The following is a 25,925-nucleotide window of genomic DNA, read 5'->3' on the forward strand; positions in this document are numbered from 1 at the left end:
GAATGAATTTAAATGAAATTATTTTAGATATAAAAAGAGGTGTCGCTGAGCTCATCGATGAGGAGAGATTGCTTACTTTGATTAAAAATTATTATGAAAAAGGCGAGAATTTCTTTGTAAAAGCTGGCTTTGATCCAACAGCTCCTGATTTGCATTTAGGACATAGTGTGGTTTTAAGCAAAATGGCACTTTTGCAAAAGCATGGAGCCATAGTTCAGTTTTTAATCGGCGATTTTACAGGGCAAATTGGCGATCCAAGCGGTAAAAGCGCAACACGAAAAAAGCTAAGCAAGGAAGAGGTGCTTAAAAATGCCAAAACTTATGAGGAGCAAGTCTTTAAAATCCTTGATGCAGAAAAAACTATCATCAAATTTAATTCAGTATGGTTAAATGAACTCTCAAGCGTTGGTATTATAGAGCTTAGCTCAACTTTCAGCGTGGCTAGAATGCTTGAAAGAGATGATTTTACCAAACGTTTTAAAGAACAAAGCCCGATTTCAATCAGCGAGTTTTTATATCCACTTTTACAAGGCTATGATAGCGTAGCCTTAAAATGCGATATAGAGATGGGCGGAACAGATCAGAAATTTAATCTCCTTATGGGTAGGCATTTACAACGAATTTATAATGTCGGCAAAGAGCAAGTTGTGATGATGATGCCATTGCTTGAAGGGCTTGATGGTGTCAATAAAATGAGTAAAAGTTTAGGAAATTATATAGGCATTAGCGAAAAAGCAAATGATATATATGCTAAAATACTCAGCATTAATGATGAGTTGATGTTAAGGTATTATGAACTTTTAAGCTTTAAAAGCACCAAAGAGCTTGAGTGCTTAAAAGAGGATTTAAAGCAAGGCAAAATCCACCCAAAAAAGGCAAAAGAAGAGCTTGCTCTTGAGTTGTGTCAAAGATATCATAGCAAAGATGAAGCGATGAATGCAAAGGCTGAATTTGATAAAGTGCATAGTCAAAATCAAATGCCAAGTGATATGCCAAGCTTTGAGATTGAGGGTGAAATTTGGCTTGCAAAAGCTTTGGTGCATTGTAAGCTAGCAAACTCAACAAGTGCTGCAAGACGCGATATAAACGCTAATGCAGTTAGCATTAATGGCGAAAAAGAAAATGACGAGCAAAAAAAGCTTGGTATTGGTGAGTATATTTTACAAATCGGCAAAAGAAAATTTGCAAAATTAAAGGTTAATTAAATGCAGTTAAAACCACTTAAGATAGGCAAACATACGATTAAAAATCCTATTTTTCAAGGCGGAATGGGACTTGGTATAAGCTGGGATCGCCTAGCTTCTGCTGTTTCTTTAAATGGCGGACTTGGTATCATTTCTTCGGTTGGCACAGGTTATTATGAAAACAGAAGTCATATCAGCAAAGAGTTAAATTTAAAGCCTTATGGAAGCGAAAACTTCTACTCAAAAGAAGGCTTAAGAGCTTTAATCACAAACGCAAGAAAAGTCTGTGGTGATGCACCTTTGGGGTGCAATATACTTTGTGCGAGCAATGATTATGCAAGGATAGCTCGTGATGCGTGTGAGGTAGGTTTTAATATTATCGTAAGCGGGGCGGGATTACCTACAAATTTACCTGAATTTACAGCTGGTTTTAAAGATGTAGCCCTTGTGCCTATCGTTTCTTCAGCAAAAGCACTGAAAATCATCTGCAAAAGATGGCTTGGTAGATACAAACGCTTGCCAGACGCTGTTGTGGTAGAAGGTCCAAAAAGTGGCGGACATCAAGGCTTTACTTATGAGCAATGCTTAATGAGTGAATACCAGCTTGAAAATGTCGTGCCTCAAGTAGCTGAGGAAGCGAAAAATTGGGGAGACTTTCCTATCATCGCAGCTGGGGGTGTATGGGATAAAAATGATATAGAAAAGATGATCTCACTTGGTGCAAGTGGCGTTCAAATGGGAACTCGCTTTATCGGCACCTTTGAATGCGATGCAAGCGAGCATTTTAAAGAAGTTTTACTTGCTTGTAAGCAAGAAGATATCGAGCTTATCCATTCTCCAGTAGGTTATCCTGCAAGAGGTGTTCGCACAAATTTACTTGATCTTGTAGATAAAAGACAAGGACCAAAGATCAATTGTATCAGCAACTGCGTTTCGCCTTGCCAGCGCGGTAAAGAAGCGACAAAAGTAGGCTACTGCATAGCTGATAGGCTTTATGATGCATATAGTGGAAAAAAAGAAACGGGATTATTTTTTACCGGAGCAAATGGCTATCGTTTAGAAAAGCTTATTGGCGTTAAAGAGCTTATGCACAAGCTTGTTCATGGTGAAGATGCGTAAAGTCTTTTTTGTCTTTTTACTACTGTGCGCGCAGCTTTTTGGGGCGTATGAAGCACAGCTTTTAAATTTTGATAAAAACTTTGCTCGTTCAAGCAATAAACAAGATTTTCATCATCAGCTTAAAAATTTATACATTCAAAGTATAATCAACGAAGATGAAAAAAGCAAAATCGAAATTTTAAAACGCTTAGTTATTAGCTCAAATGCTTTAAATTTAGATGATAAAGGCTATGTGAAAGAACTTGTTGAAAGTGGCATTAAAGCAGATGAGATTAAAGCTTTGCAAGCTCAAAATAAGCAAACACCAGCAAAAACAAACACCCAAAACACCAAAGCCACGCAAGAAAAAAACTCAAGCGATATAAAACAAAGCCCAAAAACTCAAAATGAAGCTGAAAAAAAACGTTTTGTTTTGCAAGCTAAGCAAGAACAAAATAATATCATCTTAAGCCTCAATGAAGAGCTCAAACAACAAGAGCTTCGCATATCAGAGCTTAAAGAAAAGCAAAATTACCGCTATATCATCGACTTTAAAGCTGCTCTTGACACAGGTAGAAAAGAATTTAAAATAGCTCAAGCTCGAATTTTGCTTGCTCAATTTGATCCACAAACCACAAGATTAGTAATTTATGCTGATCAAAAACCAGATTTTGATCTTAAACTTGATAAAAACTCGCTTGAACTTGAATTTAAAGATGAACAAAATAAGCCAAAGAAAACGGAGCAAGTCGATAAAAAAACAAGCACTACAAATTCAGCACAAATTAAAACACAAACTCCACAAAAAACAAGTCAAACAAAAGAAAATAAAGCCAAAGAAAAACTTTTTGTGCTAGGAAGCACAAAAGAAACAAATGGTATTATGCTAAGACTTAGTGATGAGCTTGACGAGGACGAGCTTCAAATTTTTCAGATGAAAGATAAGGACGCTTACCGCATAGTGATTAATTTTGAAGGCGTGCTTGAGGGTAAGAGAAAAAATTTTGATTTTAAAAATGCAGACATAAGCCTTACTCAATACACGCCTAAAATCGTTCGTGTAGTGCTTAGCTCAAAGCAAGAACTTAAACTTTTTAAAGAGCTTGATAAAAAAAGCCTTTTTCTAGGCTTTAACAGCTCTCAAACAAATGCTAAAACACAAATTAGCAAAACAAATTCAAATAAAATAAATTCAAATACCAAAACCACCCAAAACAAGCAAAACCAAGGCACTCAAACAAGCCCAAAAAACACTAGCTCAAGAGTAAGTGCAAAAAACAAAGTCATCGTCATAGATGCAGGACATGGCGGAAAAGACGGCGGTGCAGTTGGGGGTGGAGGCAAGTTGCTTGAAAAAAACATAGTCTTAAGCGTAGCTTTAAAGCTTGGCGAGGAGCTTAAAAGTAAAGGCTATAAAGTCTTTTACACAAGAACAAGCGATAAATTTATCAATCTTAGAGATCGCACAAAAATAGCTAATGACAAAAAAGCAAATCTTTTTATCTCCATACACGCAAACGCTGCACCAAATGCAAATAAAGCTAAAACTATGCAAGGCTTAGAAACCTTTTTCTTAAGCCCAGCAAGAAGTGAAAGAAGCAAAGAAGTTGCGGCTGCTGAAAACAAATCCGATCTTGAAGAAGCAAATTTTTTCTCAAGACAAAATTTCTTACATTCTCTAAGTAGAGAAAAGATCATCGCCTCAAATCGCCTAGCCATAGACATACAAAAAAATCTCTTAAGTAAAATACGAAGTAAATATAAAGTTGTTGATGGAGCAGTAAGAGAGGCTCCATTTTGGGTTTTAGTAGGCGCTCAAGATATGCCAGCTGTGCTTATAGAAATAGGCTATATCACCCACCCAGAAGAGGGCAAAAGACTAGCAAGTAAAAGCTATCAAGAGCTTTTAGCACAGGGCATAGCTGCTGGGGTGGATAATTATTTTGCAAACAATCCTTAAGCTCTCATGGAAAAAGCAAAGATTATCTTTAAGGAAAATACCCCTTTTTCTTTGGATTTTGATGATTTTTATTTTAGCCATAAAAATGCCCTTGAAGAACGCCGTTTTGTCTATAGCGAGGCTTTTGAGCTTAAAAATAATCCTACTTTCATCATCGCTGAACTTGGTTTTGGTATAGGTTTAAATTTCTTTCTTAGCCTAAAACGTTTTTTACGCGATAAAAAAGGCGAGCAAAGGCTGTTTTATGTGAGTTTAGAAAATTTTTATATCCCAAAAGATGAATTAAGAACCATTTATCAAAAACTTGGCTTATATGAAGAGTTTAAAGAACTTTTAGAGCCTTTTTTAAAGGTGTATCCAAAGCAAAAAAATGGCTCATATAGATTTTATTTTAAAGATGTTTTTTTAGATCTTGTATTTAATGAGGCTGCGATTTCGCTTAAAGAGCTTGATTTTAAGGCTGATGTGTGGTATTTAGATGGCTTTTCACCAGCAAAAAATCAAAATGCATTTGATGAAAATATCATCAAAGAAATAGCAAGACTTTCAAAGCTCAATGCTCAACTTTGCACCTTTTCAGCCTCATCTTTTTTGCAAAATAGTCTTAAAAAATACAATTTTAAAGTCCAAAAATGCAAAGGTTATTGTAAAAGAGAGATGATAAAAGCCTATTTTATGGGCTTTGATTTTGAGGATAAGGAGGCGTATTTTCAAAGCATAAGCCAAAAGGCTAAAAATAACAAAATCGCTATCATTGGTGCAGGTATAGCAGGTGCTAGCCTTGCTTATGAGCTTTCTTTAAGAGGCTTTAAAATCAGTGTTTTTGATAAAAATGAAAGCATAGCAAGCGAGGCAAGTGGCAATGAAAGCGGTGTTTTAAGCTCTTTAATCTTAAAGCCAAAAGTAGCTTTGGGCGAGTTTAGCGAGCTTTGTTTTTATGAAGCGAGTAGGTTTTATCAGCAAATTTTAAAACTTGAGCCAAATGGGGTTTATGAGTTTGCATATAATGAGCTTATGCAAGCAAGGTTTAACTTGCAAAAAGAAAATCCCTTATTTGATATAAAGGCTAATCAAGCTTTTTTAGATCAAGGACTTGATCTAAGCCCAAAAGATATAGTAAGCAAGCTTTTTGCAAAAAGCAAGGCAGAGCTTTTTTTAGGACATGAATTTACGCATTTTGCTTATGAAAATGAGGGCTTTAAGCTTCATTTTAAGGAACAAAGTCCTCTTAAAGGATATGGCATTTTAATTTATGCTTTAGGTAGTGAGAGCAAAGACTTTGTGCAGTATGAAGCGATGAATTTAAGCAAGGTAAGAGGACAAGTAAGCCTATACAAGCCCTTTTTACGCACCAAACACGCTCTTAGCTCAAAAGGCTATGTGTGCGTGCCTAAAGATGATTTGCAACTCATAGGAGCAAGCTATGATAGACAAAATACAAGCAAAGAGCCTTTGCAAAGCGATGATGCTTTAAATCTTAACAACATCAAGGAAATTTTACCTCAAAATTTAAAGCCTGAATTTATAGGCTCAAGAGTGGCTTTTCGCTCGTATTCTTCAGATCGTTTTGCTATTTTTGGAGCTATGTATGATGAGGCCTATTATAAAAAAGCATATAAAAGCTTATTGTGGAGCAAGACTAAAGCCCAGCCTAAGCCAAAGTATATAGACAATCTTTATCTTAGCACAGCACACGGCTCAAGGGGCTTTGCAAGTGCTATCATCGCTGCAAGATATATAAGTGCTTTAATCTGTGATGAACCACTTTTTTTGAACAAAAGCCAAATTGCACACATTCACCCAGCCCGTTTTTTGATACGAAAGCTCAAAAAAGGCTTATAAAATTTTAAACTTGTATTTTATTTTTTCTTACTTTAGTTTTCTTTAAGGAAAAAAAGAATACAATCCTAACTATCATTTCACCAAAAAAGGAGAACAAATGACAAGTTTTTATACTTTTTTCCAGCTTTTTTATCGCTTTTTTTCTCCTTGTATGTGCCTTTGAGCACTGTTATTTATCTTTTTTATGCTTTTTTGAATTTCATTTTTTTGTTGTAGCATTTTGGCTACTTGAATTTTAGTTTTCTTAAATCAAAAGGAAAAACCATGAAAAAAATTCTTATTTTTGTATTTATCGTTTCAAATTTACTCTTTGCAAAAGAACTTAAGGTTGGCAGTGAAAACGCTTATGCACCTTTTGCTTATCTTGATGAAAACAATGAAGCTACAGGCTTTGATAATGAGGTGGTAAAGATCCTAGCCTCATATTTAAAAGATACTCAGCTAACCTTTGTTTCTGTGCCTTGGAATGCTATTTTTTCAGGGCTTGATGGGGCTAAGTTTGATGTGATTGCTAATCAAATTTCAAAAACCAAAGAAAGAGAAGAAAAATACCTCTTTTCAGCCAAGCCTTATTTTTACGGCGTGAGTGCTTTAATCCTTTCTAAAAATGGCACTGCAAAGCACATAGATGAGCTAAAGGGCAAGAAAATTGGCGTAAGCATAGGCAGTAACCACGCTTTTAATCTTGAAAAATACGCTAAAGATCATCCTGAGCTTGATTTAAAAATAGTGCATTACAAAACCTCGCCTACACTTATTGCTGATCTTGCGAACTCAAGGCTTGATGCTATCATCAATGATCCAATTGCTAGTTTAGATTATGCTAAGGCTCAAGGTGTAGATATTAAAGTGACTGAGTTTTATTTTGAAAAAGTGCCGGTATTTTTAGTCTTTAGGAAAAACTCACTTGCTTTAAAACAAGAGCTTGATATAGCCCTTGAAAAAGCCTTGCAAGATGGTAAGATAGGCGAGCTTTCACAAAAGTATTTTGGGCTTGATTTAAGCAGGTAAATTAGGAAAATCAGCTTAAAATGTTTGATTTTGATTATTTTTTAGCCAGTGCAGCAAGGATATATCCTGGGATTTATTATACCATACTCATTGCTGCTCTTTCTTTTGTGCTGGGTTTATTTTTTGGGCTTATATTAGCTTTAATTCGTCTTTATAAAATCCGCCTTTTAAATGAGATCGCCATAGTGTATATTTCTTTTTTTAGAGGCACGCCGCTTTTAGTGCAGCTTTTTGTGTTTTATTTTGGTTTGCCAGCTTCTTTTGGCTCTGATTTTTTTGGACAAATTGATGCGATTTATTATGCTTTGGTGGTGTTTTCTTTATATGCGAGTGCGTATTTAGCTGAGATTATGCGTTCAGCTATTTTAAGTGTGGATAAAGGGCAGCTTGAAGCAGCGTATTCTTTAGGTATGAGTGCTTTTGCGAGCTTTAAACGCATAGTTTTACCTCAAGCTTTTATGATTACCTTGCCAAATTTGTGTAATTTTTTCATTATCCAGCTTAAAAATACGGCTCTAGCCTTTACCATAACTGTGCATGATTTAATGGGACTTGCTGAGATTGAAGCTGGCAGAAGTTCTAAATTTTTAGAAGCGTATTTAATGGCTGCTTTGATGTATTGGGGTGTTTGTATGCTTTTTGAATTTCTTTTTTCCTTACTTGAAAAAAAGATGAAAGTCTTTAGAAAGGTTTATGCTTAATGCTTGAAATTAATCATTTATACAAAAGTTTTAAAGACAAGCTTATACTTAAAGATATCAATTTAAAGCTTGAAAAAGGAAAAATCATCGCCATCATAGGCTCAAGTGGGGCAGGAAAATCCACACTTTTAAGGTGTATTAATTTACTTGAACTTCCTACAAGTGGCAGTGTGCGTTTGGATAATTTAAGCCTTGATTTTAAGCATATCAATAAAAAAGAAATAGCCGCTTTTCGTCAAAAAACAGCTATGGTTTTTCAGCATCACAATCTTTTCATCAACAAAAATGCCATAGAAAATGTAGCTGAAGCCTTGATAGTGGTTAAAAAAATGCCTAAAAAACAAGCCTTTGAGTTAGCTTATGAAAAACTTGAACTTGTGGGCTTAAAAGATAAGCTTCATTCTTATGCTTTTGAGCTAAGTGGGGGACAGGCTCAAAGAGTAGGCATAGCAAGGGCTTTGGCTGTAAATCCTAGCCTTATGCTCTTTGATGAGCCAACTTCAGCCCTTGATGCTGAGCTAGTAGGAGAGGTGTTAGAAGTTATTAAAAACATAAAAGATCAAAGCATGCTTATAGTTACGCATGAGCTTAATTTTGCTAAATCAGTAGCTGATGAGATTGTGTTTATGAGCGAGGGTGAAATTTTAGAGCAAAGCCCAACTCAAGACTTTTTTAAAAATCCAAAACATCCAAGAGTAAGGCAGTTTTTAGCTCGGCTTGATCATGAGGATTTTTGCATTTAAAGCTCAAATATATCTTTAATGCCAACTATCATCATCTTAATGCCAATAGCCATGATAAAAACCTGAGCTATGCGTGAAAAAACATGCAAGATAAGCTTACCGATGATCCTTTCAATGGTGGCTGCAAAATGAAAGAGTAAAAACATAAAAGCAAAGGCAAGCACTATAGCCCCACAAGCAACAAGCAAGCCTTGATCTTCTGAAGCGATGATGGCTGTTGAAAGCGTGCCAGGACCTACAAGCATAGGAAAAGCCATAGGCACAACGCTAGCTCTTAGCAATTCCTTTTCATCTAAGCCTTGATAGTGTAAAAAATCTTGCTTTTTCGCGCTAAAAAGTAAGCTTTTTGTTGCCATGATGATGAGTATTAATCCTCCAGCAATGCGTAAATCATCAAGGCTTACATTAAACACATAGCGCATGATAAAAGCACCGCTAAATAAAAATACCATAACGATGATAAAGGCTGTATAAAGTATGTTGCGAAAGAGTTTTTGTCGTATGGACTTAGCAAGATCAGCTGTCATAGCGATAAATTGAGTAAGATTGCCAAAGGGATTTAAAACCGCAAGTATGGTGATGGAAATGATAAACATACTATAAATTTGAGATTCTACGCTAGTAAACACGAGCTTAATCCTTGATGAAGTCTAAAGAAAGAGAATTCACACAATGTCTAGTATTTTTAGGCGTAAAACCCTCCCCATAAAAGACATGCCCTAAATGCCCTCCGCATTGTTTACACATAATCTCAGTTCTTATACCATCTTTATCTTGCTGCTTTAAAATAGCCCCTTCATACTCATCATCAAAGGCTGCCCAGCCACAATGAGCTGGGAATTTATCCTCGCTTTTATAAAGCTTTGCTCCACAAGCCTTGCATATATACACGCCTTTTTCAAAAAAATCATTATAAGCCCCGGTAAAAGGAGCTTCTGTGCCTTTGTGTATGAGTATGTATTCTTCTTCTTTGCTGAGTTTTTTCATGTTTAAGCCTTAATTTTTTTTGTTATAATAGCACAAAGGCAGGCAAATGAATAAGGAATTTTTTAGGAATTTAGAAAATATTTTATATGAGCAGGATTTAAAGCTTAAATTTGAAACTTTTTTTGATTTTTATGATGATTTTAAAAGAGAGCTTTTTATCTTTGATCATGAATACAAGGCTGTGTTAAAAGACAATATCCACCCAAATTTAAGCGTAAAAAAGCCTATGAAAATTCGCCGCGTAAGCAAGATAAACTCAAATGAAGCCCTAGCAAAAATGCTTCATTCTATAGCACATATTGAGTATAGTGCTATAAATTTAGCCCTTGATTCAAGCTACCGCTTTCATGGCTTAGACCTTAGTTTTTATAGGGATTTTCTTAAGATAGCAGATGATGAGATCAAGCATTTTAAGCTTTTACAAAGGGCTTTAAGAGAGCTTGGCTTTGAGTATGGGGACTTTGTAGTGCATGATAATTTAGAAGCTGCCCTAAAAGCTACTGCAAACTCACTTAAATACAGAATGAGCGTAGTGCATAGAGGATTAGAAGCAAGAGGGCTTGATGCTAATCCTTTTGTGGTTAAAAAACTCCAAAGCACCAAGCATGCTCTAAAAACATTTTTAGAAGAAATTTTAAATACCATCTTAGAAGATGAGATCACTCATGTAAGTATGGGCGACATATGGTGGAAGGCAAGCAAAGATGAAAAAGAAAGCTTTATACAAATTTGTGAAAAATTCAAAGAATTTAGCCTAGCTGGCAAGGTGCTAAACACTGAAGCAAGGCTAAAAGCTGGCTTTGATGAAGATGAGCTTAAAGAGCTTGAAAGCTTTTATCATAATAGGGGATTTTAGCTTGTATTTAATGTAATTTTCAAGCATTAAATTATACAATCACAAAGCAAAAACAAGGAAGAGTAAATGTATAGTCTAAAAATTCGTGAAGAAGAACTTAAACTTAAAGTCGCAAAGGACTTTTTCTCGAATTTTGACACCACAAAAATCATCGAAAATATAGACTTTTGTGTTATACAAAGCGAAAATTTGTTTAAAAACAATGCTTTATTATGGGCTGAAGCAAAAGCTTCAAACAAGGCTGATATCTATGAAAGCTTCGTGCAACTCATCTTAACCATAGGCAAAGCCAAAATTCACGAAAAACAACTTCCACCCGAGTATCTAGGAGCCTTTGACTCAGAGAAAATCGCCTTTTTACCTTACAATGAAATCGCTAATGTCTTTACACAAAATGATTTTAACTGGCAAGTAAGACCCTCAGATCACGAGAGTAAAGAATTTAAGCAACTCTACGCTCAAAGTAAAGAAATTCTTACTAGAAAAAGCACGATTTTTAACTTTTTTACTAAAGAAAACGAAAAAAACAAAGACTTAGAGCGTTTCATCAAAAATGACTTCATCGTAGGCTGGGGCAAAGGCGTAAAGATAGGTGTAACCAAAAATAACTTCAATATCATCTATCAACAATGGCTTACAAAGGTAAAACCTAGTATAAAGCTTGATTATAAAGATGAAAATGGTAGGATAAAAGAGCTTAATCCAGCGGATTTTTACTTAGCTGATTTGCTTTCTAAGGATAATGAAAGTTTAAAAGATAATTTAGAAGTTATTTTAAAAAAAGATCATTATGAAAAAACCTTGCCAAATGGCTTTGAGCTTAGTTTTAAATTTAAAGACGAGCAAAAGGCTCATCATGATTTTTGGCACAACTACGAACGCCCACCACGCAAAGAGGTGCAAAACTACATACTACAAAGACGTGATTTACTCGTGCCTCAAGACATAAGAGAGCGAAAAGGAGCCTTTTTTACCCCTCAAATTTGGGTGCAAAAAGCTCAAGAATATTTAGCTAAAAGCTTAGGCGAGGATTACCAAGAGGAGTATTTTATCTGGGATTTAGCCGCTGGCACTGGAAATTTGCTTGCAAATTTACAAAATAAAAAGCAAATTTTTGCCTCAACCCTAGATGAAGCTGATGTAAAGATAATGAAAGATGATGCTAAAAAGGGCTTAAATAATCTCTTTGAAAAGCATATCTTTCAATTTGACTTTTTAAATGATGAGCTTTTTGATGAAGTAGATAAAAAAGGCAAACTCATCAAAAAATCAAAAATACCGGATAAATTGCAAGAAATTTTAAAAGATGAGGAAAAAAGAAAAAAATTACTTATCTTTATCAATCCACCTTATGCTGAGGCTACTTCAGCAACCCAAGTTACAAATACAGGCAAAAATAAAGATGGCGTAGCTATCACAAACAAAACTTACGAAAAATATAAAAATATCATAGGTAAAGCAAGCAATGAAATTTTTGCCCAATTTTTTATACGCATTTATAAAGAAATTTCCGGCGCGAAGCTTGGAGAATTTTCAAAGTTGAAAATTCTCCAAGCTTCAAACTTTTCTACTTTTCGCACCGCCTTCGCAGCGAAGCTGCTTTCTGGCTTCATCTGCCCCGCCGCAACTTTTGATAATGTCAAAGGCGAATTTCCTATTGGCTTTTTGATTTGGGACTTAGCACAAATTGAGGAATTTAAAAAAGCCAAACTTAGAATTTTTGATAAATATGGCAAGACTTTAGGTAAAAAAACTTTTTACTCACATATAGAAAATCAATCTTTGCAAAAGTGGTGGGTTGGCTTTAAAGATGATGGTAATATTGTAGGATTAATGGTGAGTGCTTCTCCAGACTTTCAACATAATGGACAATTAACAATTTTGTCTCAACAACAGGCTAGATATTGTTTAAATATAACAGCAAATAATCTTATTCCTTTTTCAATCTATTTCGCAGTTCGACACTGCATAAAAGCAACTTGGCTCAATGATAGAGATCAGTTTTTATACCCAAAAGATGAATGGAAAAAAGATAAGGAATTTCATAACGACTGCCTAGCTTTTACTCTTTTTCACGGACAAAACCGCATAAGCTCAAAAGAAGGAGCAAATCATTTTATACCCTTTGATGAAAATGAGATTAGGGCAAAGGATAGCTTTAGCTCTCATTTTATGTTTGACTTTATGAATGCCAAGATAACAAGCAATGGGATTTTTAATCAAGATTTTATCCCTTCAAAGCCTTTGAAATTTAGCAAAGAAGCAAAAGCTGTTTTTGAAGCTGGCAAAGAGCTTTTTAGCTATTATCACGAGCAAGAATTCACCACCAAAGCACACAAAGGCGATTTTGCCTATCTTAACGAATATAACGCTAATGCTTCTCTTTATAATATAAAAGCATATTTTCAAGGCTTTAATGACAAAGGCAAAATGAACTCAAAAAGTCTAAATCCTGAGTATAACGCTCGTTTAAGCACGCTGAAAAATAAGCTTGAAATTTTAGCTCAAAAAATCGCTCTTAAAGTCTATGAATATGGCTTTTTAAAAGAATGATTAGTCTTTTTTTAGTCTTTTAAATTTGGTAAGCAAATTCCAAATCGCCCGTAAAATTCCATAAAATACATACACGCTTACGATAAGAAGTATGCTTTCAAGTGTGAAAAGATAGAGCATTGAAAAAACTAAGATGAGTAAAACTAAGACTTTAAGCATATTTGCTTTACTTAAATCCATCTTTTTAAAACTTGGGTAGCGGATATTGCTTACCATTAAAAACGCAAGCATGAGTTGCAAGCATAAAAACACGATCTCATAAGGCTTTAGCCACTCATAGCTTAAAAAAGCATGGGTATAAATTGCACTTACAATAGCAGCTGTTGGTATGGGAAGTCCTATAAAAACTGAAGGTTCATAAGTGCCTGTGGTGACATTAAAGCGAGCAAGTCTAATAGCTCCAAAGACAATAAAAAAGCCTGTGATTAAAGAACCTATTTTGCCGTATTCATATCCAAAACTTACATAAAACAGCACAGCCGGAGCTACACCAAAAGCGACAAGATCAGCCAAAGAGTCAAACTCAACACCAAATTTAGAAGTGGTATTTGTAAGTCTTGCGACGCGTCCATCAAGTCCATCAAAAACGAGGGCTAAAAAGATATAAAACACTGCAAATTTAAAGTTTGAATTGATCGAAGAGATGATAGAAATCACTCCACAAAAGCACGATGCGGCTGTGAAAAGGTTTGGCAGGATATAGCTAAGCTGAGGTTTGTGTTCTTGCATAATTTAAACCTTTAAGAAAGATAGCCAAGCAAAGTGCAAGCTTTAAGCTCATCGCCTACACCCACGAGCAAACGAGTATCTTTTGGCAAAAGCAAGCTTATTGTGCCATTAAGCGTAAAGCCTAGCTCCTCGCCGGCTTGATAGCTTTCTTTAAGATTGTCAATTTTAATGCTTCTATCTAAGGAACCAGCACAAATTCGCGTAGCTAGCAAATGTTTTTCTTGCTTAGCGAGTATAAAAATACGTTCATTAAGGCTTTTGCTTAGCTCAAAACTTGAAGGCAGGAAAAGCCCATGCCTTGTTTTAATCTCTTGCACCTGCAAAGCTGCGCTTGTATAAATTACACCAGCTTCATAAAGCAGGTTTTTAATATCAAGTTCTATGCACTCGCCCAAATCCTTATGTGTGATATTTTTTATCGCGATGATTTTACCATCAATTGGAGCTAAGACGGCTTTTTTATCCATACAAACAAGCTCTCTTGAAGGCTTTCTGTGGATAAAAAAAAGTGCAAGTAAGATAAAAAATAATAGCCAAGAAAAACGCCAAAAAATCCATACCACCACAAATACAACAACAGCAGTGATAAGTAAAACAAAGGCTGATTTTACAAGGCTTATTTTCATTATTTTATATCTTTGCTTTCTTGCTCTTGTAAGCGGGTTGGCATATCATTTTCGAGTTCATAATTTTTAATGATCTCTCTAACCTTAGTACCTTCTATAGTCTCTTCTTCATAAAGAGCACTTACCATGGTTTCTATGGCTCCTTTATATGCGCTAAGTGTTTCTAAGACACCTTTATATCTTTCATCAAGCGTCTTTTTGACATAATCATCTAAACTCTCAGCCATTTTATCTGAATAATCTTTTATAGTTTGTCCGCCATTTAAAAAAACATTTCTTTGCTTTTCAAGCACCATAAGTCCAGCGATTTCACTCATTCCATACATAGAAATCATGGCTTTTATGATATCAGTAGCGCGCTCTAAATCATTACTTGCTCCAGTTGAAATTTCACCAATAAAGACTTGTTCGGCTGCTCTTCCGCCTAAAAGCACATCAACTTCAGCTAAAAGCTCGTGTTTTTGCATTAAAAATTTATTTTCTTCTGGAGTATTTAGAGTATAGCCAAGTGCAGCTAAGCCTCTTGGGATGACTGAAACCTTGCTGACTTTTTTTGCACCCTTAGTTGTCTCAGCAATTAGCGCATGTCCACACTCATGATAAGTCACGATTTTTTTCTCTTTTTCGTTGATACGGCGAGATTTTTTCTCAAGTCCAGCTATGGCTCTTTCTACGGCTTCGATTAAGTCTTTTTGCTCGACATATTTTTTACTATCTCGTCCAGCTAAAAGTGCAGCTTCATTGATGATATTTGCTAGATCAGCTCCAGCAAGCCCAGCTGTAAGGCGTGCAACATCTTCAACCTTAACTTCAGGTGATATTTTAACATCTTTCATATGCACGCGTAAAATATCACAACGTCCCTTAAAATCAGGCTTATCAACAAGCACTTGTCTGTCAAAGCGTCCCGGTCTAAGCAAAGCTGCGTCTAATACTTCAGGACGATTGGTTGCGGCTAAAACGATCACAGGTGAGCTTTCTGTGCCAAAGCCGTCCATTTCAGCTAAGAGTTGATTTAAGGTTTGTTCTCTTTCATCATTACCACCCATAGCAGCGCCAACTGCACGGCTTTTACCGATAGCATCGATTTCGTCGATAAAAACGATAGCTGGAGCTTCTTTTTTGGCATTTTCAAACAAATCTCTCACACGAGATGCGCCCACACCCACAAACATTTCTATAAAGCTTGATCCGCTTACACTGAAAAATGGCACATCAGCTTCTCCAGCAACTGCTTTTGCAAGCAAGGTTTTACCAGTTCCAGGAGGCCCAACGAGTAAAAGTCCTTTAGGAATTTTAGCGCCTAAGTTGATATATCTTTCAGGATATTTTAAAAAATCAACGATTTCTTTTACCTCTTCTTTAGCTTCTTCAACACCGGCTACATCGTTAAATTTAACCTTTGGTTTTTCTGAATTGACAAGTTTTTTAGAGCTTCCTATGCCAAGTATTGAGCTTCCCATATTTTTTTGCATTCTTGAGGCTAAGAACATCCAAATTCCAAAGAAAATGAAGATCGGTAAAACCCAAGAAAAGAGCAAATCAGTAAACCAATTGCTTTCAGAATACGCTCCATAAGAGATATTTTTGCTATCAAGCAAGGCGATGAAGCTTGGATCATTGCCTACCTTTTTGGCTACATAAAGCACATTTTGTTTGGAAAGGGCTTTAACACTTGTTTGTCCTATGCTTACTTGAGCGATTTGGTTGTTTTCTACAAGTCTTTTAAGCTCAGAATAAGGCACATTTTGTGTGCTACTTGCTCCGGCTAAACTGCCACCTTCGCCACCCATTATAGAGCCACTATCTACAAAGCTTTTAAATAAAAATATAGCAACAAGGGCAAAAATCGCAAAGAGAAAAATTGGATTTTTGTTAAAAAAATTGTTGCTATTGTTGTTATTTTTTTGATTTGGATTATTTTCGTTCATTTATCTTTCCTTTTGATATACCAAACTGAGCCATTCGTTATTTTTAAGGCTTGTAATAGGCTTTAAATTTACAAATGCTTGCTTAATTCTTTCTTCGTGTTTATCTAAAATCCCAGAAAGAATTAAATAAGCATTTATTTTAAGGCTTTCTTGCAGGTTTTTTGCAAGGCTCAAGATGATATCAGCGACTAAATTTGCAACGATTAAGTCATATTTTTCTTTTGTATCGCTAAGAGAACCTTGCCAAATGCGTTGAAAACCTACTTGATTGAGTTTGGCATTATTTAAGCTACTTTCAACGGCGATTTCATCAGTATCACAAGCCTCAACCTTACATCCGAGTTTAGCTAAAATAATGCTTAAAATTCCACTTCCACAGCCTACATCAAGGACTTTCATATCTTTTTTGGCGTATTGTTGCAAGAGCTGTATGCAAGAATGTGTGCTTTCGTGGTGTCCAGAGCCAAAGGCAAGAGCTGGATCGATTTGTATATTTATCAATCCTTTTTTGCTTTCCTGCCAAGAGCTGTGTATATAAAAATTATCAATTTGTATTGCAGCGACGCTTTTTTTGTATTCTTCTATCCAGTTTTTGTTTTCTTTTTGTTCAAATTTGCTTTCAAGATTGATCGTTGTGTTTTTTTGTTGTTCTAGTTTGCTTTTAAGAAGAAAAATAGCATCTATGATATCGCTTAAATCTTCATCTGATCGTATATAAAAGCCACCATCTTTTTCTTCAAGGGCGTCTATTCCAAGTTCGAAGATAAAGTCGGTGAATATATTTTTATAGACTTCATCAACCTTAAAGAAAAATTCATTATAATGATTTTGCATTCAAAAAGCTGTCTTTTCTTATTCGGCTGGGGTGCTTGAGCCTGTGCCTAAAACATCTTCTAGTTTTTCTTTAAGAATTTGCGGAGTGAAAGGCTTAACGATATAATTATTTACCCCAGCTTTTAAAGCTGTGATAACTTCAGCTTTTCCGCCTTCTGTAGTAACCATGATGATAGGCATATCTTCGTATTTTTTTTCAGCACGAATTTTTTTGACAAGATCAAGCCCATTCATTTCAGGCATGTTCCAATCAGTAATCACAACTTTTACATCATCATTTTTGCTGAGTAAGTCCCAAGCTTCAACGCCATGCTCAGCTTCTAAAACTTCGCTGTGTCCTAGTTTTTCTAGCGTGTTTTTAATGATCCTTCTCATCGTAGAGCTATCATCAACAACTAACAATTTCACGACTTGTCCTTTCAAATTTTAAACGATTATACAAAAACTTTTGTGTATTTTACCCTTTTTAAGCTTATTTCAAGTTAAAAAGCGAAGACAAAGTATAACATTTTTTTCTTTATTTTTAAATTAATAAAACAAAAATTTGTTTTAATCACTCAAATACTCCCCTTTGTATTTTACCGCGAACAGATAAATACTCAAGCCGATAAGCAACACGCTCACGCCTACAATAAGATAAATGGCATAAATCATCTGTGATAATTCGCCAGTTACAAGCTTAAAGACTAGCATTAAAGCCTCTATAGCTAAAGCAATGATAATAGAGCCTAAAAAACGCACCATAGTTTTTTGAATACCACTTTTTTCTTTTTTGCTTCGCATAAGCACTTCTTCTTCAATCACGGTTTTAGCTAGATCAAAGATAGCCAAGGCTAAAGTGATCGCAATCGTGCTTTCAAACATTTGTTGAATTTCAATCCCACTTTGATAAAAAAGGCTAACAATGCCTCTGTGAAGCAAAAAGCAAGTGATGATAAAAAGCACAAAAGCAAAACAAAAATACACCACGCGAGAAAACTGCATAAAGAAAAACTCAAATTGACTCGCTTGGATAATCTTAAGAATTTCAACGAGTTTCATATCTATACACACAACGCATTCAAGCTTATTTTGCGCGTTAAAAATCGGCATAGAAGCTGTTACACAAAGCTCATTATGCAAGCTTGAAGGATAAGGATCGCTTAAAACACAACGTCTTAATTTCACAGCCCTATAAAAATACGCTCTATTGCTTCTATCCTCGCCTTTACCGGTGCAAAATTCCTTTTTAAGACTGATGGTGTTTTCAAGTTGTTTGCCTGAAGGATCAAGCACATATAAAGCGTCAAAGTTTTTCACTTCATGAGCGAGCTTATCAAGGGCATTAAATACACTTGAAAGCTCTATCTTAGGGAGTTTGTTTGGTAAATTTCTTGTGAGTATATAACTCATATATGCTCTTGCTTTGTAGCGATTTTCTTCAAATTTTTGTATGTCTTTAATATACATTTTATCCTTCTTTTGTGTTGTGCTTAAACTCTGGCACGATTTTGGCTAAAAGTGCGCTTATATCCTCATCTTTGCTTAGACAAAGCGTTTGAATTTGTTCATTTAACTTTGCAAGCTCATAAGGCTCACTCTTGGTTACAAATATGCTCTCATATTGCGTTTTAACATCGTTTTCATCGATCAAAAGCTCCTCAAAAAGCTTTTCGCCCTTTCTTAAGCCGGTGATTTTGATCCCAAGTTCAGGTTTGTTTGAGAGTGTAAGCATTTTTTTAGCTAGATCAATGATTTTTACCGGCTCGCCCATATCAAGCACGAAAAGCTCGCCACCTTTAGCAATAGCGGCTGCTTGCAATACAAGCTGAACTGCTTCGCTAACAAGCATAAAATAACGCACTATATTTTTATGCGTGATGGTTAAAGCCTCATTTGCAGCAATTTGAGCTTTAAATTTAGGAATCACGCTTCCACTTGAGCCAAGCACATTGCCAAAACGCACGCAAGCAACCTCAAAATCCTTGCTTGAAGAATTTAAAGTATAAAGCTCGCATACGCGTTTTGTACAACCCATAATACTTGTTGGACGCACGGCTTTATCTGTGCTTATCATAACAAAACGCTTAACCTTGTTTTTCTTAGCCAAATCACAGAGTATCTTTGTTGCAAGTATGTTGTTAACCACTGCAGCGTGCGGATTTTGCTCGCAAAGCGGGACATGTTTATAAGCAGCTGCGTGCAAGATCAAATCAGGTTTGTGCGTGCTTAAAAGAGTATCAAGCTTGCTTTCATCTAACAAGCTCATCATTACAGGCACGATTTTTTCTTTATGTTTGCTTAAATCTTCATTGATCTGATATAAGTTGTATTCGCTGTGATCAAGCATAATGAGCTTTTTAGCCCCAAATTTGATACATTGCTTACACAGCTCGCTTCCTATGCTCCCTCCAGCTCCACTTACAAGGACTATCTTATCTTTTAAAAAGCTTACCACAGCGTTATTGTCTAAGTCTTTTGGCTTTCTAGCAAGCAAATCCTCTATGCTGATATCTTTTGTTTGATTGCTTGTAAAAGAAAAAAGTTTGATATCATTTATCCCATATCCCACAAGCTCATCAAAGAGCTTTTTAAGCTCATCTTGCTCAAGCTTTAGAGCAATGATCGCTGTTTTTACGCCCTCTTTGCTTAACTCTTCAAGCTTGCTTTTATCTTTAACGATAAATTTATCACAATATGTGCCGATGAGTTCTTTTCTTGCATCAACTACGGCTACTGGATAAAGTCCCAAAGATCCTTCTTTGGCACCTTTGAGTAAATGTAAAGCCTTTGAAGTTGCTCCTACAACCACACAAGGTGTTTCTTTCTCAAAACGCGTTTTTCTAAAATCCACAAGCATGCGTTTTGAAATACGAAGCGTGCCGATGAAGATATAAGAAAGGGCAAAATCTATACCTATAACGCTTCTTGGAAAAGGGTTGAAAAAATCATCAAAAAAATAAAATATCACTAAAAATATAAGCTCAGCCAGCACCAAAGCCACAAAAATCTTGCGCGCTTCATTCAAAGAAAAAAACCGCCACGCTACCTTATAAATTCTAAAGGTAAAAAATAAGCCAATTTTAAGCACAAGCAAAATCACGCCAGCTTTAAACATACCAGCATAAAAGATATTTGGGATATCCCCGCTAAATCGTAACTCAAAAGCCAAAAAAATCGAAAGTGCAAATAATATCAAATCACAGCACAAAAAAAAGATCAATCTTTTGCTTTTATAAAAACTATCCCTCATAAATTAGCCTTTGACGCTTTTTAGCACAAGTTCACTGATAAGTTTTACCTCGTCTTTACTCAAAGTTGTACCACTTGGAAGACAAATTCCTTTTTTAAAAAATAGCTCGCTATTGCCGTTAATATAGCATTTTTCGCCTTCAAAAAGCTCTTGGGTATGCATACTTTTCCACAAAGGACGCGATTCTATGCCCTCATTTTGCAAGTCTTTTATAAGCTTTTGAATTTTTGGGTGTAAGTTTGCTTCTTTAAAGCCAGCTTTGCTTTCTTTTTCATACTCAAAAAGTTCATTTGTATCAAAATCAAGCAAAGCCGTGCTTAGCCAGCGATTTGATCTTGAGTTTTGAAATTCATCTAAAAAGCAAAAAGTTTCGCCTAAAAACTCTTTATACCACTCATAAATTTGTCTTTTTTTCAGCACTCTTTCTTCTAAAACTTCCATTTGTCCTACGCCAATGGCTCCTAAAACATTGCTTAAGCGGTAATTATAACCATAGTCTTTGTGTTCGTAATAAATTTTATTTTCTCTTGCTTGAGTGCTGTAAAATCTTGCTTTTTCGAGCTTTTCTTTATCTTTGCTTACAAGCATTCCGCCTCCGCTTGTGGTGATGATTTTATTACCATTGAATGAATAAGCTCCAAATTCTCCAAAAGTGCCTAAAGCCTTATTTTGATAAAAGCTTCCTAGAGCCTCAGCTGCATCTTCGATTAAAATGATATTATGCTCTTTACAAAGGCTTATAATCTCATCAAGCTTGGCTGCATTGCCATAAAGATAAGTTAAAATCAAGGCTTTTGGTGGTGTAGGGCTTTCTTGTATAGCCTTTCTAAGCAAATTTACATCGATATTAAAAGTCTCATCACAATCAATAAACACAGGCTTAGCCTTAAGATAGCGAATAGGCGCAACAGAAGCGATAAAAGTAAAACTTGAAGCAAGCACGACATCGCCTTCTTTTACTCCAGCTACCCTTAAAGCAAGGTGCAGTGCTGCTGTGGCTGAGTTTAAAGCTAGAGCATTTGTTGCTTTGGTATAGTGCTTTACACTTTCTTCAAAGCGATTTACAAACTCACCCAAAGGGGCTATATAATTGCTTTTAAAAACTTCTTCTATAAACTCAAGCTCCTTGCCACCCATGTGAGGTGGGGATAAAAAATACCTCATTTTTGCTCCTTTATAAATTTTGCTGGCACGCCTATATAAACGCCACTTTGATTTGTATTTTGAGTTAAAACTGCCCCAGCTGCTAATGTACTTTTTTGAGCCAAGCTTATATTTGGTAAAATGCAAGCATTTATGCCAACTAGGCTTTGCTTGCCAACTTTAGCATTTCCAGCAAGTTTTGCGCCTACGCTGATATGGCTAAACTCATCTACAAAACATTCATGCTCGATTACAGAGCTTGAGTTTAAAATCACACCTTGTTCAATCACAGCCCTAGCATTTACAACAACTTGAGGCATGATTAAAATACCTTCTTTTGCAAGCTTTGCACTTGGGCTTATAATAGCGCTTGAATGGATTAAATTCACGCACTTAAAGCCAGCTTTTTTTACTTTTTCAAAGATGATTTTTCTTGTGTGATTAGCTCCAATGGCGATGAAAATATCGTGTTTTTCTAAGCTTTCATTAAAGCTTATGCCTTTTTTTGTATCATCATCTAAAAATATCACTTCTTTATAGCCCATATTTAAAGCCGCTTCAGCACACACAAGCCCGTGTCCGCTTGCTCCATAAATATAAATTTTTTCAGTTTGAGCCATTAAATTTGCTTGTGGTTGCGTTGCCATCTTTATTTACTCCACTTCTTTTAAGCACTTTTTCAAGGGTTAAAAAGGCTATTTTAAGATCTAAAAAAAACGAACAATGCTCTATATAATAAAGATCAAGCTCAAATTTTTTCGCCCAGCTTATGTTATTACGCCCATTTACCTGAGCCCAGCCAGTAATACCCGGACGCATATCATGGCGGTGTTTTTGAGCTTCATTATACAAAGGCAGATACTCAACGAGTAAAGGACGCGGTCCAATAAAACTCATATCGCCTTTTAAGACATTAAAAAGCTGAGGAAGTTCATCAAGGCTGAGCGAGCGAACAAGCTTGCCAAAGGGTTTTAAACGCTCTTCATCTGGCAAAAGCTCACCTTTTTCATCTCTTTCATCACTCATAGTTTTAAACTTATAAATTTTAAATATCTTTTCATTTAAACCCGGACGAGCCTGCGTAAAAATCACGCCCCCTTGCACGAGTTTAAGTATGAAAGCTACAAAAAGCATTAAAGGGCTAAGTAAAATAAGCAAAAACAAAGCTGCTAAAAAGTCCAAAACGCGTTTGAAAAAGTGTTTATACATAATCTTTCTTTGTTTTAAGTTGTGCTTTAAAAGCTTGATTATAATGTGTTTTGTTAAATGAAATTTAATGAGTTTTTCACTCTAAAATATTTTACTTGCTTTATTTAGAGAGAAAATAGATATATTTGACAATCTTTAGTTCAATGTGATGATTTTAGGCTTAAAATTCAAAAAAAGTTCTTTTTGATGAGAGATGAAAACATAGCTAATTTGCCTTTGATCTTGAAGCTTTTTAAGATAAGAAAGTATATTAATGCTTGCACTCAAGTCAAGACAAGCACTTATTTCATCTAATATTAACAGCTTAGGAGAAGGGAGCAAAGCCCTAATAAGTCCTAGCCTACTTGCCATTCCTCCGCTAAGTTGCTGCGCTTTTAGGTTCAAGAAGCTTTTATCAAATTCAAAAAGTTCTAAAAGCCCATCAAAAGCTTTTAGATTGACTTTAAGATTAAAATTTTCATAGATTTCATCAATGAGTTGCTTTGCTTTTTTATAGGGATTAAGAGCGAGTTTTTGTTCTTGAAAAACATATTGTATATGTCTTCTTAGCTGTCTTTGTTGTTCAAAATTAAGTGAAAAAATATTTTTATCTTCAAAAAAAATTTTTCCAGAGCTTGGTTTTTCAATCATACATAAAATTCGGGCAAGCGTGCTCTTACCACTACCACTTTCTCCTTCTATGAGTAAATTTTCACCAATCTTTAAAGAAAAATTCAATTCCTTAAAAATTTTTATAAATTCAAGATTACTATAAAAATGTTTTTTGAAGGCGTATTGTTTGGTAAGATTTTCTACTCTTAAAAGCATATTTGCCTTTCGTAAAGCTTGAGTAATTCCCTAGCATATAGGCTTTGTGGATTTTGAAAAAAATCAGCTTTTAAGCCTTGCTCAACAATTTCTCCTTTTTCAAGCACAATGATTTTGTCGCTAAGTTGCTTGATAAAATCAAGATCATGAGAGATGAGTATAAGGCTTGTATTATTTTTTATATTGTTTAGAATTTGACTAATTTTGTCTATATTTTTTTGATCAAGAGAACTTGTTAATTCGTCGCAAATTAGCACTTTTGCTCCACAGGCTAGGGCTAGGGCAAATTGCACTCTCATTGCCATTCCACCGCTAAGCTGATAAGGCATGCTATGCCAAATTCTTTCTTTATCTTTAAGCAAACAAGCATCAAAATATATAAAAGCAAGTTCTTTAAGTTTTTTAGAAGTGAGCTGAGTATGTGTTTTAAGACAAATTTCAAAATACCTTCCTATATCCAAAAAAGGATGAAAGCTTGCCTTAGAATCTTGAAAGATGTATGCAACTTGCGATCTTAAATCTTGCAAATTTTTACATTGAAGTATATCAAAAGAATTAACTTCGCACTTTTTTGCATTTAAAGAAAGGTTTTTATCCAAGAGTTTTATTAAGGATTTAGCCAACAAGCTCTTACCACTACCGCTTTTACCTATAATCCCTAATATCTCATGTTCTTTAAGATGAAAACTGATGTCCTTTAGTAAAGCCTTATTTTGAAAACAAACATTGAGTTTTTCACAGCAAATCAAATTTTTACTCCCAAACTATCTTGTAAAAAATTAGCTAAAGCGAGCAAGGGTAATATAAGTAATAATAAAAAAAATAATGGAAAAACCACAAGCCACCATGCACCGATAAAAATAGCTTTTGCTCCCTCGCTAAGTAAAATTCCCAAGCTCGCCTCCCCTAAATTTACACCCAGCCCAAAGAAACTTAAACTTGCTTCATTGCCTATAGCATGAGCTATATTAAGTATAAAAATAACAAGGATTATATTAAGACTTGCCGGTAAAACCTGTCTTAATAAAGCTTTTAATCTTGTGCTTCCTAGAACAATGGCTGAAAGATAAAAGTCCGTTTTTTGCACCTTATCAATTTCATTATCTAAAAGCTTAACGATATAAGCAAAATGTGCTAAGGCGATGATACAAGCCATGACAAATAAATTTGCGCCTAAAAAACTTTGCACAAACATAACAATAATTAAAGAAGGCAAAGCAAGCAAAGCGTCAATAACGCCAAGAAAAAAAGTATGCAAAAATAATCTTGAAACAAAGGCATAAACAAGTGCGATGGTTAAAGCTAAAAACGAGGCTATAAATCCAACAAAAAATGAAACTCTAAGTGCGTAAGCACAACGCACAAAAAGATCGCGTCCCAGTAAATCTGTGCCAAAAAAATGCTTGAAGCTTGGGTATTGTCTAGCCTGTGATAGATCGACTAAATTTGCATCATATGGGCTAAGCAAAGGAACGAATAAAGCAAACAATAAGCAAAAAAGAAATGGACTTAAAATCAAAATCTTACGCATAAATTTGCCTTGGATTGATTATTTTGCAAAGATATTGAGCAAAGATATTAACCAAAGTAACTGCAATAATACTTAAGCTAAGTATAGCAAGAACGATAGGATAATCTTTAAACAAAATACTTTTAACAAGCAAATTTCCTATACCCTCATAAGCAAAAACATTTTCTATCACCACTGCATTCATGATAAAACTTACAAAAGAAGCAGCAAAATAGGTGATAATAGAGCTTAAAGCATGGATAAGTATAAAATGAAAATAAATTCTTTTTATACTCAATCCTCTTGCAAAAGCTGCTTCAATAAAGCCTTGATTTAAACTCTCTATTAAAGCTGTTCTTGTTAATCTTAAAAATACTGCAAGATGGGATAATACCAAAGCACTAACAGGTAAGATAAGATGTAAGATTTTATTAAAAAAATCTTGTTCAAAACCAAGATCGCTCACACCAGAACTTGGAAAAATTCCTAAAAATACACTAAATACAAGAATAAGAGCCAAACTTAAAGCAAAACTTGGTAGGGCAAAAAAACTCATACAGACAATGTTGATAATTCTATCAAACAAAGTATCTCTATAAATCACACTTAAAACTCCAAGAAATAAACTTAAGAAAAATAAAAGTGCAAAAGCACTTATAGTCAGTGTTAAGGTATGGGGTAAGCGTTCTTTAAGGATATTATTCACAGATTCACCATTAATCAAAGAAAAGCCAAAATCTCCCTTTAAAACGCCCTTAGCCCAACTGAGGTATTGTTCCAAAAGAGGCTTATCAAGATTAAGATTGCTTTCAATCTGTATTTTTATCTGCTCATTTACTGCTTGTGGTGAGCTTGCAAACACAACACTTCCTTTGCTTGAATGAATAAGCATAAGGCATAAAAAACCCACCACGAAAACAAGTATAAAAGCACAGAATAAACGCTTAAAAACAAACAATGCTTAAAACT

General features: G+C 35.1%; 25 protein-coding genes. 9 read left to right on the forward strand and 16 right to left on the reverse strand.

What is annotated here, in order from left to right; translation table 11 throughout:
* Positions 1 to 2 precede the first annotated feature (2 nt).
* The 7 genes from tyrS (at position 3) to DMB95_RS05905 (ending at position 8,539) form a co-directional block, all read left to right on the forward strand.
* On the forward strand, positions 3 to 1,205 hold the full coding sequence (gene tyrS / locus DMB95_RS05875) for a tyrosine--tRNA ligase (protein WP_142931302.1): 1,203 nt from the start codon (positions 3 to 5) through the stop codon (positions 1,203 to 1,205).
* Complete coding sequence (locus tag DMB95_RS05880; protein WP_142931303.1) at positions 1,206 to 2,303, forward strand: nitronate monooxygenase; 1,098 nt, start codon at positions 1,206 to 1,208, stop codon at positions 2,301 to 2,303. It abuts the gene before it with no gap.
* A complete protein-coding gene (locus tag DMB95_RS05885) occupies positions 2,296 to 4,242 on the forward strand; it encodes an N-acetylmuramoyl-L-alanine amidase (RefSeq protein WP_142931371.1) in 1,947 nt (648 codons plus the stop codon). The genes DMB95_RS05880 and DMB95_RS05885 overlap by 8 nt, the downstream gene beginning before the upstream one ends.
* A gap of 6 nt (positions 4,243 to 4,248) precedes the next feature.
* A complete protein-coding gene (gene mnmC, locus DMB95_RS05890; protein WP_142931304.1) occupies positions 4,249 to 6,084 on the forward strand; it encodes a bifunctional tRNA (5-methylaminomethyl-2-thiouridine)(34)-methyltransferase MnmD/FAD-dependent 5-carboxymethylaminomethyl-2-thiouridine(34) oxidoreductase MnmC in 1,836 nt (611 codons plus the stop codon).
* Positions 6,085 to 6,348: 264 nt separating this feature from the next.
* Positions 6,349 to 7,095, forward strand: coding sequence for a transporter substrate-binding domain-containing protein (locus DMB95_RS05895; protein ID WP_137632244.1), 747 nt, complete (start codon positions 6,349 to 6,351; stop codon positions 7,093 to 7,095).
* A 20-nt stretch (positions 7,096 to 7,115) separates the two neighbouring features.
* Positions 7,116 to 7,796, forward strand: a complete 681-nt coding sequence (locus tag DMB95_RS05900; RefSeq protein WP_142931305.1) for an amino acid ABC transporter permease — start codon at positions 7,116 to 7,118, stop codon at positions 7,794 to 7,796.
* A complete protein-coding gene (locus tag DMB95_RS05905; protein WP_142931306.1) occupies positions 7,796 to 8,539 on the forward strand; it encodes an amino acid ABC transporter ATP-binding protein in 744 nt (247 codons plus the stop codon). Before DMB95_RS05900 ends, DMB95_RS05905 begins: the two co-directional genes overlap by 1 nt.
* On the opposite strand, the gene DMB95_RS05910 is transcribed toward DMB95_RS05905, so the two are convergent.
* A complete protein-coding gene (locus DMB95_RS05910) occupies positions 8,536 to 9,168 on the reverse strand; it encodes a MarC family protein (protein WP_142931307.1) in 633 nt (210 codons plus the stop codon). The genes DMB95_RS05905 and DMB95_RS05910 overlap by 4 nt on opposite strands.
* 4 nt (positions 9,169 to 9,172) lie before the next feature.
* Positions 9,173 to 9,526, reverse strand: coding sequence for a methionine-R-sulfoxide reductase (locus tag DMB95_RS05915; protein ID WP_142931308.1), 354 nt, complete (start codon positions 9,524 to 9,526; stop codon positions 9,173 to 9,175).
* A gap of 46 nt (positions 9,527 to 9,572) precedes the next feature.
* Here DMB95_RS05915 and DMB95_RS05920 point away from each other — a divergent pair, with 46 nt between their 5' ends.
* On the forward strand, positions 9,573 to 10,382 hold the full coding sequence (locus tag DMB95_RS05920; protein WP_142931309.1) for a ferritin-like domain-containing protein: 810 nt from the start codon (positions 9,573 to 9,575) through the stop codon (positions 10,380 to 10,382).
* Positions 10,383 to 10,448: 66 nt separating this feature from the next.
* Positions 10,449 to 12,935, forward strand: a complete 2,487-nt coding sequence (locus DMB95_RS05925) for a hypothetical protein (protein ID WP_142931310.1) — start codon at positions 10,449 to 10,451, stop codon at positions 12,933 to 12,935.
* On the opposite strand, the gene pssA is transcribed toward DMB95_RS05925, so the two are convergent.
* The 14 genes from pssA to DMB95_RS05995 form a co-directional block, all read right to left on the reverse strand.
* Complete coding sequence (gene pssA, locus DMB95_RS05930; protein ID WP_142931311.1) at positions 12,936 to 13,664, reverse strand: CDP-diacylglycerol--serine O-phosphatidyltransferase; 729 nt, start codon at positions 13,662 to 13,664, stop codon at positions 12,936 to 12,938.
* Between the two features lie 11 nt (positions 13,665 to 13,675).
* Positions 13,676 to 14,290 (reverse strand): phosphatidylserine decarboxylase, encoded by a 615-nt coding sequence (locus tag DMB95_RS05935; protein WP_142931312.1) that lies wholly within the window; start codon positions 14,288 to 14,290, stop codon positions 13,676 to 13,678.
* Positions 14,290 to 16,221, reverse strand: a complete 1,932-nt coding sequence (ftsH, locus tag DMB95_RS05940; RefSeq protein WP_142931313.1) for an ATP-dependent zinc metalloprotease FtsH — start codon at positions 16,219 to 16,221, stop codon at positions 14,290 to 14,292. The genes DMB95_RS05935 and ftsH overlap by 1 nt, the downstream gene beginning before the upstream one ends.
* Positions 16,222 to 17,055: a 50S ribosomal protein L11 methyltransferase gene (locus tag DMB95_RS05945; RefSeq protein WP_137632253.1), complete on the reverse strand. Its 834-nt coding sequence runs from the start codon at positions 17,053 to 17,055 to the stop codon at positions 16,222 to 16,224.
* A gap of 18 nt (positions 17,056 to 17,073) precedes the next feature.
* A complete protein-coding gene (locus DMB95_RS05950; RefSeq protein ID WP_137632254.1) occupies positions 17,074 to 17,463 on the reverse strand; it encodes a chemotaxis response regulator CheY in 390 nt (129 codons plus the stop codon).
* A gap of 141 nt (positions 17,464 to 17,604) precedes the next feature.
* Positions 17,605 to 18,504 (reverse strand): PDC sensor domain-containing protein, encoded by a 900-nt coding sequence (locus tag DMB95_RS05955; RefSeq protein ID WP_142931314.1) that lies wholly within the window; start codon positions 18,502 to 18,504, stop codon positions 17,605 to 17,607.
* A 1-nt stretch (position 18,505) separates the two neighbouring features.
* The gene (locus tag DMB95_RS05960; protein ID WP_142931315.1) at positions 18,506 to 20,287 is read right to left on the reverse strand and encodes a polysaccharide biosynthesis protein; all 1,782 of its coding nucleotides are present in this window, start codon (positions 20,285 to 20,287) and stop codon (positions 18,506 to 18,508) included.
* A gap of 3 nt (positions 20,288 to 20,290) precedes the next feature.
* The gene (locus DMB95_RS05965) at positions 20,291 to 21,451 is read right to left on the reverse strand and encodes an aminotransferase class I/II-fold pyridoxal phosphate-dependent enzyme (protein WP_142931316.1); all 1,161 of its coding nucleotides are present in this window, start codon (positions 21,449 to 21,451) and stop codon (positions 20,291 to 20,293) included.
* Positions 21,448 to 22,050, reverse strand: a complete 603-nt coding sequence (pglD, locus tag DMB95_RS05970) for a UDP-N-acetylbacillosamine N-acetyltransferase (protein WP_142931372.1) — start codon at positions 22,048 to 22,050, stop codon at positions 21,448 to 21,450. The genes DMB95_RS05965 and pglD overlap by 4 nt, the downstream gene beginning before the upstream one ends.
* On the reverse strand, positions 22,037 to 22,639 hold the full coding sequence (gene pglC, locus DMB95_RS05975; protein ID WP_142931317.1) for an undecaprenyl phosphate N,N'-diacetylbacillosamine 1-phosphate transferase: 603 nt from the start codon (positions 22,637 to 22,639) through the stop codon (positions 22,037 to 22,039). Before pglC ends, pglD begins: the two co-directional genes overlap by 14 nt.
* Positions 22,640 to 22,774: 135 nt before the next feature.
* Positions 22,775 to 23,446, reverse strand: a complete 672-nt coding sequence (locus tag DMB95_RS05980) for an ATP-binding cassette domain-containing protein (protein ID WP_142931318.1) — start codon at positions 23,444 to 23,446, stop codon at positions 22,775 to 22,777.
* Entirely contained in the window at positions 23,437 to 24,195 is a 759-nt protein-coding gene (locus DMB95_RS05985; RefSeq protein ID WP_142931319.1) for an ATP-binding cassette domain-containing protein, read from the reverse strand. The genes DMB95_RS05980 and DMB95_RS05985 overlap by 10 nt, the downstream gene beginning before the upstream one ends.
* Positions 24,192 to 24,977, reverse strand: coding sequence for an ABC transporter permease (locus DMB95_RS05990; RefSeq protein WP_142931320.1), 786 nt, complete (start codon positions 24,975 to 24,977; stop codon positions 24,192 to 24,194). Before DMB95_RS05990 ends, DMB95_RS05985 begins: the two co-directional genes overlap by 4 nt.
* Positions 24,970 to 25,914, reverse strand: coding sequence for an ABC transporter permease (locus tag DMB95_RS05995; protein WP_238386975.1), 945 nt, complete (start codon positions 25,912 to 25,914; stop codon positions 24,970 to 24,972). The genes DMB95_RS05990 and DMB95_RS05995 overlap by 8 nt, the downstream gene beginning before the upstream one ends.
* Between the last annotated feature and the right edge of the window lie 11 nt (positions 25,915 to 25,925).

The organism is Campylobacter sp. MIT 12-8780 (assembly GCF_006864535.1).
In the GTDB taxonomy this organism is placed as follows: domain Bacteria; phylum Campylobacterota; class Campylobacteria; order Campylobacterales; family Campylobacteraceae; genus Campylobacter_D.